Origin of the sequence: Thermoanaerobacterium xylanolyticum LX-11 (genome assembly GCF_000189775.2) — a bacterium.
GTDB lineage: Bacteria > Bacillota > Thermoanaerobacteria > Thermoanaerobacterales > Thermoanaerobacteraceae > Thermoanaerobacterium > Thermoanaerobacterium thermosulfurigenes.
Genome location: NC_015555.1, coordinates 1,457,914 through 1,471,016, shown reverse-complemented (window position 1 = coordinate 1,471,016; position 13,103 = coordinate 1,457,914). Strand labels below are relative to the sequence as shown.

11 protein-coding genes and 1 rRNA gene are annotated in these 13,103 nt (G+C 37.0%); 10 read left to right on the top strand and 2 right to left on the bottom strand.

Annotated features, from left to right (window positions below):
• The first annotated feature begins 2 nt into the window (after window positions 1-2).
• Window positions 3-644, top strand: coding sequence for an MBL fold metallo-hydrolase (locus THEXY_RS07235; protein WP_013788187.1), 642 nt, complete (start codon window positions 3-5; stop codon window positions 642-644).
• Here the strand turns inward: THEXY_RS07235 and THEXY_RS07230 are convergent.
• Window positions 639-1,616 (bottom strand): AIR synthase family protein, encoded by a 978-nt coding sequence (locus THEXY_RS07230; RefSeq protein WP_013788186.1) that lies wholly within the window; start codon window positions 1,614-1,616, stop codon window positions 639-641. The genes THEXY_RS07235 and THEXY_RS07230 overlap by 6 nt on opposite strands.
• Window positions 1,617-1,858: 242 nt before the next feature.
• On the opposite strand from THEXY_RS07230, the gene pyrR reads away from it, so the two are divergent.
• From pyrR to pyrE, 7 genes are all read left to right on the top strand, one after another.
• Window positions 1,859-2,392 carry a bifunctional pyr operon transcriptional regulator/uracil phosphoribosyltransferase PyrR gene (pyrR, locus tag THEXY_RS07225; RefSeq protein ID WP_013788185.1) on the top strand — a complete coding sequence of 178 codons (534 nt, stop codon included), beginning with the start codon at window positions 1,859-1,861 and terminating at the stop codon, window positions 2,390-2,392.
• Window positions 2,393-2,595: 203 nt separating this feature from the next.
• The gene (locus THEXY_RS07220) at window positions 2,596-3,528 is read left to right on the top strand and encodes an aspartate carbamoyltransferase catalytic subunit (protein ID WP_013788184.1); all 933 of its coding nucleotides are present in this window, start codon (window positions 2,596-2,598) and stop codon (window positions 3,526-3,528) included.
• A complete protein-coding gene (locus THEXY_RS07215) occupies window positions 3,512-4,807 on the top strand; it encodes a dihydroorotase (RefSeq protein ID WP_013788183.1) in 1,296 nt (431 codons plus the stop codon). The genes THEXY_RS07220 and THEXY_RS07215 overlap by 17 nt, the downstream gene beginning before the upstream one ends.
• A gap of 55 nt (window positions 4,808-4,862) precedes the next feature.
• On the top strand, window positions 4,863-5,783 hold the full coding sequence (gene pyrF, locus THEXY_RS07210) for an orotidine-5'-phosphate decarboxylase (protein ID WP_013788182.1): 921 nt from the start codon (window positions 4,863-4,865) through the stop codon (window positions 5,781-5,783).
• An 8-nt stretch (window positions 5,784-5,791) separates the two neighbouring features.
• Window positions 5,792-6,523, top strand: coding sequence for a dihydroorotate dehydrogenase electron transfer subunit (locus THEXY_RS07205; RefSeq protein WP_013788181.1), 732 nt, complete (start codon window positions 5,792-5,794; stop codon window positions 6,521-6,523).
• Entirely contained in the window at window positions 6,520-7,425 is a 906-nt protein-coding gene (locus THEXY_RS07200) for a dihydroorotate dehydrogenase (protein WP_013788180.1), read from the top strand. The genes THEXY_RS07205 and THEXY_RS07200 overlap by 4 nt, the downstream gene beginning before the upstream one ends.
• Window positions 7,426-7,460: 35 nt before the next feature.
• Entirely contained in the window at window positions 7,461-8,036 is a 576-nt protein-coding gene (pyrE, locus tag THEXY_RS07195; RefSeq protein ID WP_013788179.1) for an orotate phosphoribosyltransferase, read from the top strand.
• A gap of 24 nt (window positions 8,037-8,060) precedes the next feature.
• Here pyrE and THEXY_RS07190 read toward each other — a convergent pair whose 3' ends face one another.
• Complete coding sequence (locus THEXY_RS07190) at window positions 8,061-9,236, bottom strand: class I SAM-dependent rRNA methyltransferase (protein ID WP_013788178.1); 1,176 nt, start codon at window positions 9,234-9,236, stop codon at window positions 8,061-8,063.
• A gap of 172 nt (window positions 9,237-9,408) precedes the next feature.
• Between THEXY_RS07190 and THEXY_RS07185 the strand changes: the two genes are divergently transcribed.
• On the top strand, window positions 9,409-10,782 hold the full coding sequence (locus THEXY_RS07185) for an IS4 family transposase (protein ID WP_013788177.1): 1,374 nt from the start codon (window positions 9,409-9,411) through the stop codon (window positions 10,780-10,782).
• Window positions 10,783-11,207: 425 nt separating this feature from the next.
• Window positions 11,208-12,795, top strand: a 16S ribosomal RNA gene (locus THEXY_RS07180).
• The last annotated feature ends 308 nt before the right edge of the window (window positions 12,796-13,103 follow it).

The following is a 13,103-nucleotide window of genomic DNA, read 5'->3' as shown; positions in this document are numbered from 1 at the left end:
ATATGAGAAACGATTTAGATATTAAAAAATTTTCAGTAGGGCGTTTTCAAGCTAACTGTTATATAGTATCTGCAAAGGGTAGTCATGAATGTATAATGGTAGATGCTGGCAATTTTGTACCCGAAGTGGAAGATTATTTGATAGATAATGATTTTAGATTGAAGTATATTTTGATAACTCATGGGCATTTTGATCATATTGGGGGCATCGATTACTTTAGAGACAAATTTGGAGCAAAAGTTTGCATTGGTACCGATGATGCAGAAATGCTTAAAAACCCGGCGATGAATTTGTCTGAGTTTGGCTTTGGAAAAATCATATCAAAAGATGCTGATATTTTGTTAAGAGATGGTGACACTTTATCATTTGGAGAAGGCATTTTTATAACAACTATTCATACCCCTGGACATACACCTGGTGGAGTATGTTACAAAATCGATGATGCCTGTTTTACTGGAGATACGCTTTTTAAGGAATCTATAGGCAGAACTGACTTTCCAGGTGGTGATTTCAATGAAATCATAAATTCAATAAAAAATAAATTGTTCATGCTACCTGATACGACTTTAGTTTTTCCAGGGCATGGTGATATCACCACAATTAAGGACGAAAAGCTTAAAAACCCATTTGTACGCTTTTTATAAAATATTATATATCTCATCGGAAGTCGGCGGATTTATTTCTATTTTTTTATTGCCATCTATAAGATATTTTCCGCTTTTTGTAATCTTACCGACTATTGTTGCATCGATATTTTGCTTTTTCAATTCATCTACTATTTTTTTACCATTTGATGACGTAATAATCATCGAGCCACTTGAGATAAGCTTAAATGGATCTAAGTTAAAGTAATCGCAGATAATTTTAGTCTCATTCCTTACAGGAATTAAATCACTGAAAATTTCAATTCCCATATTTGATGCTTCTGCGATTTCAAAGGCTGCGCCTAATATCCCGCCTTCGGTAATATCATGCATACAATTTACACCACATTCAGCTGCAATTAAACCCTCTTTTACTACACTTAAATCTGTAATAAAGCTTTTCGCGCTGTCTAAAACCGATTTAGAAATATGATTTGATAGCTTTTCATAGTAATCGTTGACCACTATGAAGGTTCCTTCAATACCTACTGATTTGGTAACTATTACGTCATCATTTAATTTAGCACCGCTTGTTTTAATGAATTTGTCTTTGCTACATACACCGATAGCAGTAGTCGATATTATTGCTTTATTTACGGAAGATGTGACTTCGCTATGACCGCCAAGAACTTCAATGTTAAGCTCTTTGGCTCCTCTATCTATTTCCTGCACGATTTTGTTCAATGATTCTTCATCAGAACCTATTGGCAGCAAAATGGTTTCAAGTACGCCTATGGGTTTTGCACCACATGATGCAATGTCATTGCATGAAATAATTACAGATAAGTATCCGCTTAAGTTATTTGAGGCAGTTATGGGATCTGTAGACAAAACAGCCGCATACTGGCCAAATTCAATAACGCTACAATCTTCTCCTATACCTGCATGTACAGCTACTTCGTTTCGCTTTACGCCTAAGTTGGTGTATATGAGTTTTGATAAAATGTCTGTTGGAACTTTTCCTTCTTTCATAGTAAGCACATCCTTTGAAAATTTTTGTATATATCTATATTAGCATAAATAATTTTTATGTTCCACATCAAAGATTGCAGTAAAACAATCTAAAAACCTATAGACAAATATAAAATATTGTGATATCATATTAGAAAAGAGATATTATGCATCCTTTAACTGGTCCTGTGAGGCTGGCAAGGAGTTAAAAAAGATGTTGACTTCTTGCTTTATCAAGAAGTTTTTTTATGGAGGTATAAGATTTGAATTATAAAGCTGAGATAATGGACGAAAAAGCAATTGACAGAGCTTTAATTCGAATTTCACATGAGATTGTAGAAAAGAATAAAGGCATTGAAGACATTGTATTAGTTGGCATAATGCGTAGAGGTGTGCCTCTTGCAAATAGACTTGCCAAGTATATTGAACGCATCGAAGGTGTAAGACCTCCTATAGGTTCATTGGATATTACTTTATATAGAGATGATTTAACTACGAAATTAGAGCAGCCAATCGTCAAAAAAAAGGACATAGGAGTAAATGTAGTTGGGAAAATTGTTGTTTTAGTAGATGATGTAATATATACAGGAAGGACTGTAAGGGCCGCTATGGATGCTGTCATAGATTTAGGGAGACCTAAGTCAATACAGTTGGCAGAACTCATTGATAGGGGACATAGGGAACTTCCCATACGACCTGATTATGTCGGAAAAAATGTGCCTACATCAAAGAGCGAAATTGTAAGTGTCATGCTTGAGGAAATTGATAATGCAAATAAAGTTGTAATAATAGAATAACAACCTTTAAATTAGTCCAGCGAGACTGATAAGGGAGAATTGCGATTCTCCCACTTTAGACAGAAAGGGAGATTTTTTATGGTTATTTTAGAATTCATAACATTCAAAAAATATTCAAAAATCTTATATTTAAGAGCAGAGCCATTTTAAAATGTAAAAATGGTTGCTGCTCTATTTTTTAATAAAAAGAAAGGATGGTTTAAATGATAGGAAAAGACGTGTTAGGAATAAGGGAAATGACAAAAGACGATCTTTTAGAGATACTGGATACAGCAGGAGAAATGAAGAAAATCTTGGTTGGTAATAAAAATTCAGATATTTTGAGGGGCAAGACAATTGTTACGATATTTTTTGAGCCAAGCACAAGGACAAGATTGTCATTTGAAATGGCAGCAAAATACCTTGGAGCTCATTTTGGAAACATAGAAACCAAGACAAGCAGCGTTGTAAAAGGTGAATCTCTTATTGATACAGTAAGAACGGTAGAAAAGATGAAAGCAGATGTGATTGTAGTGCGCCACAATATGTCTGGTGCTCCGCATCTTATGGCAAAATATCTTGATGCATCAGTAATAAATGCAGGTGACGGTCTTAATGAACATCCTACACAGGCTTTGTTGGATTTAATGACAATAAGAGAAAAAAAGGGATTCTTTGACGGCTTAAAAGTAGTCATAGTTGGAGATATAGTCCATTCGAGAGTTGCAAGGTCTAATGTATGGGGATTGCAAAAGTTAGGAGCCGAAGTTAGATTGGTGGGTCCTGCTACATTGTTGCCAAAGACTTTTGAAAAGCTTGGAGCAAAAGTCTATTACGACATAGACAAAGCTATTGATGGAGTCGATGTAGTCATGGGACTTAGAATTCAATTAGAAAGGCAGAAAAATGGTTTGTTTCCATCAAAAGATGAGTTTTCAAAGTATTTTGGCATAACAGAGGAAAGAATGAAACTTGCCAAGAAAGATGCAATACTGATGCATCCTGGACCTATCAATAGAAATGTAGAACTTACATCGAAAGCAGCTAATGCCACATATTCGGTTATTGAGGAACAAGTTACAAATGGTGTAGCTGTAAGAATGGCATTATTAAAAATATTATGTGAAAGGAGAAAATCAAATGAAATTAGTTATTAAAGATGGGATATTAATAGATGGAGAGGGATTTAATGAAAAAGCAGATATCTTAATAGAGAATGGAAAGATAAAAGGGATAGATAAAAGAATATCGCTGAATGATGCAATTTCAATTGATGCAAAAGGGAAACATGTATTTCCGGGATTTATTGATATGCACACACATTTGAGGCAGCCTGGTTTTGAAGAAAAGGAAACGATAAAAACAGGTACACATGCTGCTGTTGCTGGTGGTTATACAACTGTTGCATGTATGCCAAATACAAACCCTGTCATAGACAATGAAGTAGTTGTGGAATATATAAAAAGTATCGCTGAAAGAGAAGGGTATTGTAAAGTAATTCCGATAGGTGCCATGACTAAAGGTATGTTGGGTGAAGAAATTTCAGAGATGGCAAAATTGAAGGATGTGGGCGTGGTAGCTTTATCTGATGATGGATTTCCAATAATGAATTCGGGGCTTATGAAGAGGATAATGACTTATGGAAGTATGTACGATTTGCTCATGATAACTCATTGCGAAGATAAAATGTTAAGCGGTGAAGGTGTGATGAATAATGGGATAATTTCAACAAAAATTGGCTTAAGAGGAATACCACATGAAGCGGAAGAGGTAATGCTTGCACGAAATATTATTTTGGCAAAATCTACTGGAGCAAGACTTCATGTAGCACATGTATCAACAAAGGACAGTGTTGAATTGATAAGGAGAGCTAAGGCAGATGGAGTAAATATAACAGCAGAGGTAACGCCGCACAATCTATGCCTTACTGAAGATATAGTTGATGGTTTTGACACGAATACAAAGGCTTATCCTCCATTAAGGACAAGGGAAGACGTGAATGCGCTTATAGAAGGGTTAAAAGATGGTACAATAGATGTAATTGCGACAGATCATGCACCGCATACGAAAGATGATAAAAAAGTTCCTTATGAAATAGCGGCTTTTGGCATATCAGGAATCGAAATCGCTTTTTCTGTAGTGTACACGTATCTTGTTAAAAATGGATTGATTGCGATAGACGATTTAGTAAAGCATATGTCGACAGAACCTTCAAAACTTTTAAAATTAACCCATGGTTTTAAGATAGGCAATGATGCAGATATTACAATAATAGATTTAGCAAAAGAGTTTACAGTCGATGCGGACAATTTTAAATCAAAAGGTAAAAATTCACCATTTAATGGGCAAAAATTGTACGGCATGGTGGAATATACGATTGTAAATGGAGAAATAAAATTTAAAAATGATGGCAATTATCAAATAAGTAATGTATAATATATATAGAATAATTATACATGTATATGAATAAATATTTATAAGAGGTGTTAACATGTTTTCGGATAATTTGATACATGCAATAAAATTCAAGAATAATCCTACAGTTGTCGGTTTAGATCCAAGGATTGAAAACATTCCAGAATTCATAAAGAAAGCGGCCTTTAATAAATACGGGAACAATACAAAAGGAATATCTGAAGCGATTTATTATTTTAATAAAGGCATTGTTGATGCTGTATTTGATGTAGTGCCAGCGGTAAAGATTCAGATCGCTTTTTACGAAATATATGGGGCAGATGGGATAGAAGCTTTTTATAAAACTGCTGAATATGCCAAAGAAAAAGGGCTTATAGTTATAGCAGATGTAAAAAGAGGAGATATAGCAGATGTAGCAGAAATGTATTCAAAAGCATATTTGCAAAATCCATCTATCGATGCAATTACAATCAATCCGTACATGGGGGAAGATACCATAACGCCATATATACGAGATGTATTAGAATACGACAAAGGGCTATTTATCCTTGTGAAAACTTCTAATGCTGGTTCTGGAACGATTCAAAATTTAAAAACTGTCAGTGGTACTGTATATGAAAATGTGGCTTACATGGTTGACAAGATTTCAAAACTAGCCGAAGGTAGCTTAGGATATAGTTCTATAGGTGCGGTTGTTGGAGCTACGTATAAAGAAGAAGCCAAAATACTGAGAAAAATAATGCCATCTGCTATCTTTTTAGTGCCTGGATATGGAGCACAGGGTGCTACTGCAGAAGATGTCATTAATTGCTTTGATGAAAACAACTTAGGTGCCATTGTCAACTCATCGAGAAAAGTCATCTTCGCCTATAAAAGTCAATATTGGAAAGATGTTTATTCTGAATATGAATTTGCTCAAGCTGCACGTGCTGAAGTTCTTTTGATGATGGGAATGATTAATAATGCGTTTTTAAAAAGAAGATATATTGCGTGTTGAGGTGAAATATGGAATACGTTGTTAGAGAAAATAAAGAAATTAGCAATGGAATATATAGACTTAGGTTAGAATTTGATGATATTCCTGCGCCAGGGCAATTTATCATGATAAATTGTGGAGGCAATACATTATTAAAGAGGCCATTTAGTATATGTGATCATGATGGGAATGAAATTGCAATTGTTTATCGGATAAAAGGAAAAGGCACTTACAATCTTTCAAAAGTAAAGGCTTTAGACACATTAGAAGTAACTGGTCCCCATGGTCACGGATTCGATATATTTGATAAATTCAACAATATTCTTATCGTTGGTGGTGGCATAGGGATACCACCACTGTTGTTTCTTTCAAAGAAATTAAAAAATAAAAATCTAAAGATTGCTCTTGGTTTTAAAAGCGATGCATTTCTCGTGGATGAATTTCAAAAGTATGGCGATGTCGTTATTGCGACTGAAGACGGGAACACTGGCATTAAGGGGTATGTTACCGATTTAATTGAAAGTGAAATAAAAGATATTGATATAGTTTATGGATGTGGTCCAATGCAAATGCTTAAATCTGTAAAAGACATGGCTGAAAAGTACGATGTGCCTTGTCAAATCTCTATTGAAGAACATATGGGTTGTGGGATTGGTGCATGTATGGTATGTGCCTGCAAAACAAAAACAGATTCTGGATTTCAATATAAAAAAGTCTGTAAGGATGGTCCTGTATTTTGGGCAAGGGAGGTAGTATTTTGAATCTGAAAGTCAGTATAGGGAATCTTGAACTTAAAAATCCAGTTCTTGTGGCATCTGGTACGTTCGGTTTTGGAAAAGAGTATTCACATTATATCGATTTAGATAATTTAGGAGGAATAATGGTAAAAGGTCTTACAGTGTATCCAAAAGAAGGAAATCCTCCGCCGCGTATATATGAAACGCCATCAGGAATTTTAAATAGTGTTGGACTGCAAAATCCAGGTGTCGATGCTTTCATAAAAGACGAATTACCATTTTTAAATAGATTTAATACTAAAGTAATCGCAAATATAGCAGGAGAAACAATAGAAGAATTCGTATTATTAGCCCAAAAACTTAATATAGACGGTGTAGATGCTTTAGAGATCAATGTTTCATGCCCAAATGTAAAAGAAGGGGGTATGTCATTTGGAATAGATCCCAACAGTGTACATGAGATAACTAAAAAAGTAAAGGAAGTATCAAATAAAACAGTCATTGTAAAATTGACTCCAAATGTAACTGATATAAAGATTTATGCTAAAGCAGCAGAAGACGGTGGTGCTGATGCAATTTCTCTTATAAATACAGTTACTGGAATGGCCATAGATATAAACACAAGGCGACCTGTTTTTAAGAATGTGTTTGCAGGTTTATCAGGACCAGCTATAAAACCCATAGCGCTTAAAAATGTGTATGAAGCTAAAAGAGCTGTATCAATCCCTGTGATAGGTATGGGAGGAATTTCATCTGCAGAAGATGCTTTAGAATTCATGATAACAGGGGCTACTGCTGTAGCTATTGGAACTTATAATTTTATCAATCCTGCTGGTTCAATAGACATCTTGGAAGGAATAAAAAAATATATGTTAAGAAATAGCATAGTTGATGTAAACCAATTGATAAATTCTATTAACGTATAATCATTATGGTAAACAAAAAAGAAAGGAAAATTAAAATGGATAGAGAAAAGGTACTTGAAATATTAAGCGATTTAAAAGTATTGAATAAAGGACATTTTTTATTGACTTCTGGTAGGCATAGCGACACATACCTCCAATGTGCTAAGATTTTTCAGTATCCTAATTACAGTGAATTATTTTCAAAAGAAATAGCGAGAAAATTTATTAAAGAAAAAATAGATGTAGTAATTGGGCCTGCCATTGGTGGCATTATATTTGCGTATGAAGTTGCAAGGCAATTGGGTGCAAAAGCCATCTTTGCTGAAAGAGAAGATGGGGTGATGAAATTAAGAAGAGGATTTGAGATAAATGAAGGTGATAATGTACTCGCAGTAGAAGATGTTGTCACAACAGGTGGCTCTGTAAAAGAAGTCATTGAACTTGTAAAAAGTTATAATGCAAATATTGTTGGTGTTGCAAGCATCGTCGACAGAAGCAATGGAAATGCCAACTTTGGAGTTAAATTTGAATCTATAATATCAATTGATGCAGTGTCGTATGAAAGTGAAAAATGCCCACTATGCGAAAAGGGACTGCCTATATACAAACCTGGAAGCAGAAAGTTTAAATAAGAAGCATAGAGCTTCTTATTTAAACTAAAAAACTTGCAGTATCAAACACTTTAGGTATTCAGTTTCACTGGATGATAACAGTATAGGATGATCTTTTGACTGTGTTCTTTTTTCTATTAGCCGTGTATTCTTTTGTGTGTCGTGTGCGGCTTCTTTAATTATGTTTAGAAACACATCGGGACTTATGTGCTGCGAGCAAGAACAAGTAATGAGGAAACCACCTTTTTTCAAGATTTTCATTGCTCTTAAATTTATTTCTTTATATCCTCTTATGGCATCTTTTACTGTCTCTTTACTTTTAGTAAAGGCAGGTGGGTCGAGTATTACAACGTCAAATTTTTTGTTTTCTTCATCGTATTTTTTTAACAAATCAAATGCATTCTCACATGTAAAGCGACACCTATCCAGGTATCCGTTTAGAGCTGCGTTCTTTTTAGCCATATCTAATGCTGCTTCTGATATATCTACGGTTTCAACGCTTTTAGCACCGTAATGCAATGCATGTACTGAAAAAGAGCCTGTATGGCTAAAGCAATCTAAAACATCGGCATCTTTTACGTACTTTTTTATTGCGGCTCTATTTTCTTTTTGGTCTAAAAAATAACCAGTTTTTTGACCGTTTTCTATGTCAACCCAAAGCTTAACGCCGTTTTCTTCAAATTGTTGAATTGCATCGAAATTGCCATATAAAAATCCTTTTGTTTCAGGTAATCCTTCCAGCATTCGCACAGACACATCATTTCTTTCATATATACCCTTGGGATTTAATAATTCAACGAGTATGTTTACTATTAAGCCTTTGTACCTTTCCATACCAAGTGAAAGTGTTTGAATAACTAAATAATTTCCAAATTTGTCCACAATAAGAGCTGGTAAAAAATCAGCTTCTCCAAAAATTACCCTACATGAATTCAAATTATCCATAACTTTTTTTCTATATTCCCATGCTCTTAGAATTCTCTTTTTAAAAAAATCCTCATTTATGAGCTCATCTTTTTCATGTGTGAGAATTCTTACAGTTATCATAGATTTAAGATTTATGTATCCTCGCCCGATGAAGTTTTTCTTATGATCATAGACATCAACAATTCCACCAGGCTCATAATCGCCTTCTATGTGATCTATTTCTGTTTTGTATATCCATGGATGACCACTTAATATTCTTCTCAAATTTTCGTTTCTGAGAATTACATCTGTCATAATAACACTCCTAATTCAAAAATTCGTTTAAATAATTTACTCAAACTTCGCACTTATAAAAGTAGCTCTGTACCTTGATAATTCAATATTATTTGGCTATAAAATAGCATGAGATCTCCATTTTTGGTATAATTGAATCATACAAAAAACAAACAAATTGGAGGCTCATGCTATGAATAGTATAACACAAAATTACCAAATTGATAATAAGGTTTCTACTTCGATTAAAAGTTTCTTCAAAAAATATAGAATTTCGGCTGCTTTAAGGTTATCGAATGCTTACAAAAGCAAGGGTACTCCCGTTATTTCTATTTTCGAGTACTTATTCTGTATGATCTTCACCAATAGATCTATGTATATGAATATGCTAATGGGTACAAATCAGGCTGGTTTTAAGAAAGACACGGTTTACAGGTTCTTAAACTCTATTCATATCAATTGGATTCGGTTTACCACTTGGCTTAGCGCACAGATTATAAATGAGACAATTACTGGGTTAACAAGCGATAAACGTGTAAATGTTCTTATTGTGGATGACTCTTTATTCGAACGCTCTAGCTCTAAAAAAGTAGAGCTACTAGCAAAAGTATATGACCATGCTAAGAAAACATACAAATATGGCTTTCGCCTACTTACACTCGGATGGTCAGATGGAAATACTTTTATCCCAGTCAATGGATGTCTTTTATCTACTGAGAATCAAAAGAATCGTATCAATGAAGCTATACCTGTGGACAAGCGTTCCGCCGGGTATTTAAGAAGGAATCTATCCCAAACTAAAGCAACAGCCGTAGCTCTGGAATTAATAAAGACCGCTAAAAAAGCAATGATTCCAGCATCTTATGTATTGTTTGACACTTGGTTCTGTTCTCCCTCTTCTTTGATTGCTATTAAAGAAATAGGCTATGATGTTATTGCAATGGCAAAGAAAACATCAAAGATGCATTACCTATATAATGGAATAATGCAGCCGTTAACAGAAATATACAAGCAGAACAGAAAAAGAAGAGGCAGGTCTAGATACCTGTTATCCGTGGAAGTTTCCATTGAAAAAGACGGAAAATCTATTCCTGCTCGAATTGTATTTGTCAGAAACAGGAATAATCGAAAAGACTATCTGGCACTTATTACCACGGATATAAACCTTAACGAGGACGAAATCATTCGTATATACGGGAAGCGCTGGGATATAGAAGTCTTTTTCAAAGTGTGTAAATCATACTTGAAGCTCAGCAAGGAATGCAATTCATTATCTTACGATGCGATGACAGCACATACAGCAATCGTATTTACCAGATACATGATGCTTGCACTAGAGAACCGTCGATCATCAGATTTACGAACAATGGGAGAGATATTTTACTACATACAGGATGAAATGTCCGATATTACGCTGATTCAGGCTTTTCATCTACTTATGCAAGTATTCATAGATACAATAACAGATAAACTATCGTTATCTTCAGAACAGCTGGACCAATTACTTGATGCTTTTATGGCTGCGATTCCCAAAGAACTTAAGGAAAGACTTCCGAAGTGTGCATAATTGTGTAAATTACTATTACTTTTTTCTGGCAAAGCATTAAGTTTTCAAGGAACAGAGTAATTATTTATGTGCGAAGTTTTAGTAATTTATATCATATAGGCAGAGATGATTCAATACGATTGCCTTTTTGTCAAAAAGATATATTCAGTAATAAATGATAGAAAAAAAGAGCATAATAAAGATATATATGTATAATTGCATGTAAATATACTATATTGATAAATTTCATGTTTGAATTAGAATTTCAAACGTGGTATATTAACATACGTCGCTCCTGCGAGGAGCGAAAGGAAGACACCACAAAATACCAAAGAGAAAGCAGTTGACAGAGAGAAGATAATGTGGTAATATAGACGATGTCGCGATAAGCGGCGAGGGAAATGAACCTTGAAAACCGAACAGTGAGATATGCGAGCAAAGGATATAAACATGAGAGTTTGATCCTGGCTCAGGACGAACGCTGGCGGCGTGCCTAACACATGCAAGTCGAGCGATCCGGCACTCAACTAAGCGCTTACAGAAAAAAAGACAGCAAAGAGAAAAGAAAGCAGAAAAAGAGAGAAATAAGAGTAAACGCGGAGTTGAGTGCCGGATAGCGGCGGACGGGTGAGTAACGCGTGGACAATCTACCCTGTAGACTGGGATAACACCCCGAAAGGGGTGCTAATACCGGATAATGTCAAGTAATGGCATCATTGCTTGAAGAAAGGAGAAATCCGCTATAGGATGAGTCCGCGTCCCATTAGCTAGTTGGCGGGGTAAAAGCCCACCAAGGCGACGATGGGTAGCCGGCCTGAGAGGGTGAACGGCCACACTGGAACTGAGACACGGTCCAGACTCCTACGGGAGGCAGCAGTGGGGAATATTGTGCAATGGGGGAAACCCTGACACAGCGACGCCGCGTGAGCGAAGAAGGCCTTCGGGTCGTAAAGCTCAATAGTATGGGAAGATAATGACGGTACCATACGAAAGCCCCGGCTAACTACGTGCCAGCAGCCGCGGTAATACGTAGGGGGCGAGCGTTGTCCGGAATTACTGGGCGTAAAGAGCACGTAGGCGGCTATAAAAGTCAGATGTGAAAAACCTGGGCTCAACCGAGGGTATGCATCTGAAACTAAATAGCTTGAGTCAAGGAGAGGAGAGCGGAATTCCTGGTGTAGCGGTGAAATGCGTAGAGATCAGGAAGAATACCAGTGGCGAAAGCGGCTCTCTGGACTTGAACTGACGCTGAGGTGCGAAAGCGTGGGGAGCAAACAGGATTAGATACCCTGGTAGTCCACGCCGTAAACGATGGATACTAGGTGTGGGTTAGTATAATCCGTGCCGGAGTTAACGCAATAAGTATCCCGCCTGGGGAGTACGGCCGCAAGGTTGAAACTCAAAGGAATTGACGGGGGCCCGCACAAGCAGCGGAGCATGTGGTTTAATTCGAAGCAACGCGAAGAACCTTACCAGGGCTTGACATCCACAGAATCCGGTAGAAATACCGGAGTGCCTCGAAAGAGGAGCTGTGAGACAGGTGGTGCATGGTTGTCGTCAGCTCGTGTCGTGAGATGTTGGGTTAAGTCCCGCAACGAGCGCAACCCCTGTTGGTAGTTACCAGCGTAAAGACGGGGACTCTACCGAGACTGCCGTGGATAACACGGAGGAAGGCGGGGATGACGTCAAATCATCATGCCCTTTATGCCCTGGGCTACACACGTGCTACAATGGCCTGAACAGAGGGCAGCGAAGGAGCGATCCGGAGCGAATCCCAGAAAACAGGTCCCAGTTCAGATTGCAGGCTGCAACCCGCCTGCATGAAGACGGAGTTGCTAGTAATCGCGGATCAGCATGCCGCGGTGAATACGTTCCCGGGCCTTGTACACACCGCCCGTCACACCACGAGAGTTTACAACACCCGAAGTCAGTGACCTAACCGCAAGGAAGGAGCTGCCGAAGGTGGGGTAAATGATTGGGGTGAAGTCGTAACAAGGTAGCCGTATCGGAAGGTGCGGCTGGATCACCTCCTTTCTAAGGAGCAATCCTACAATAAAGAAAAGAAAGAGTATTTATTTTAAGAGCGAACATATAGCGGAGTGTTCGTAAATGTGTCCGATGAATGAAGCGAGTGAAGCGTGCGAGCGTGAAGGACCACGCGAGAGGCACTACGACAGGACGTAGTTAAGTGCCGTTAGCGAAACGAGCGAAAAGAATCGAAGACACATAGAACACGGAGCCTATGTGAGCGATAAAATAAATACGATATCTCACTGTTCAGTTTTGAGGGTTTAAGCCCTCAGAGAAGTGAACCTTGAAAACTGCACAATGCAAATATGGGT

Excerpts from the sequence above, each read along its gene's own strand:
- THEXY_RS07220 (WP_013788184.1), top strand. The coding sequence starts at position 2,596 with ATGATAGGAAAAGACGTGTTAGGAATAAGGGAAATGACAAAAGACGAT.
- THEXY_RS07205 (WP_013788181.1), top strand. The coding sequence starts at position 5,792 with ATGGAATACGTTGTTAGAGAAAATAAAGAAATTAGCAATGGAATATAT.
- THEXY_RS07230 (WP_013788186.1), bottom strand. The coding sequence starts at position 1,616 with ATGAAAGAAGGAAAAGTTCCAACAGACATTTTATCAAAACTCATATAC.
- THEXY_RS07190 (WP_013788178.1), bottom strand. The coding sequence starts at position 9,236 with ATGACAGATGTAATTCTCAGAAACGAAAATTTGAGAAGAATATTAAGT.
- pyrF (WP_013788182.1), top strand. The coding sequence starts at position 4,863 with ATGTTTTCGGATAATTTGATACATGCAATAAAATTCAAGAATAATCCT.
- pyrE (WP_013788179.1), top strand. The coding sequence starts at position 7,461 with ATGGATAGAGAAAAGGTACTTGAAATATTAAGCGATTTAAAAGTATTG.
- THEXY_RS07185 (WP_013788177.1), top strand. The coding sequence starts at position 9,409 with ATGAATAGTATAACACAAAATTACCAAATTGATAATAAGGTTTCTACT.
- THEXY_RS07235 (WP_013788187.1), top strand. The coding sequence starts at position 3 with ATGAGAAACGATTTAGATATTAAAAAATTTTCAGTAGGGCGTTTTCAA.
- THEXY_RS07215 (WP_013788183.1), top strand. The coding sequence starts at position 3,512 with ATGAAATTAGTTATTAAAGATGGGATATTAATAGATGGAGAGGGATTT.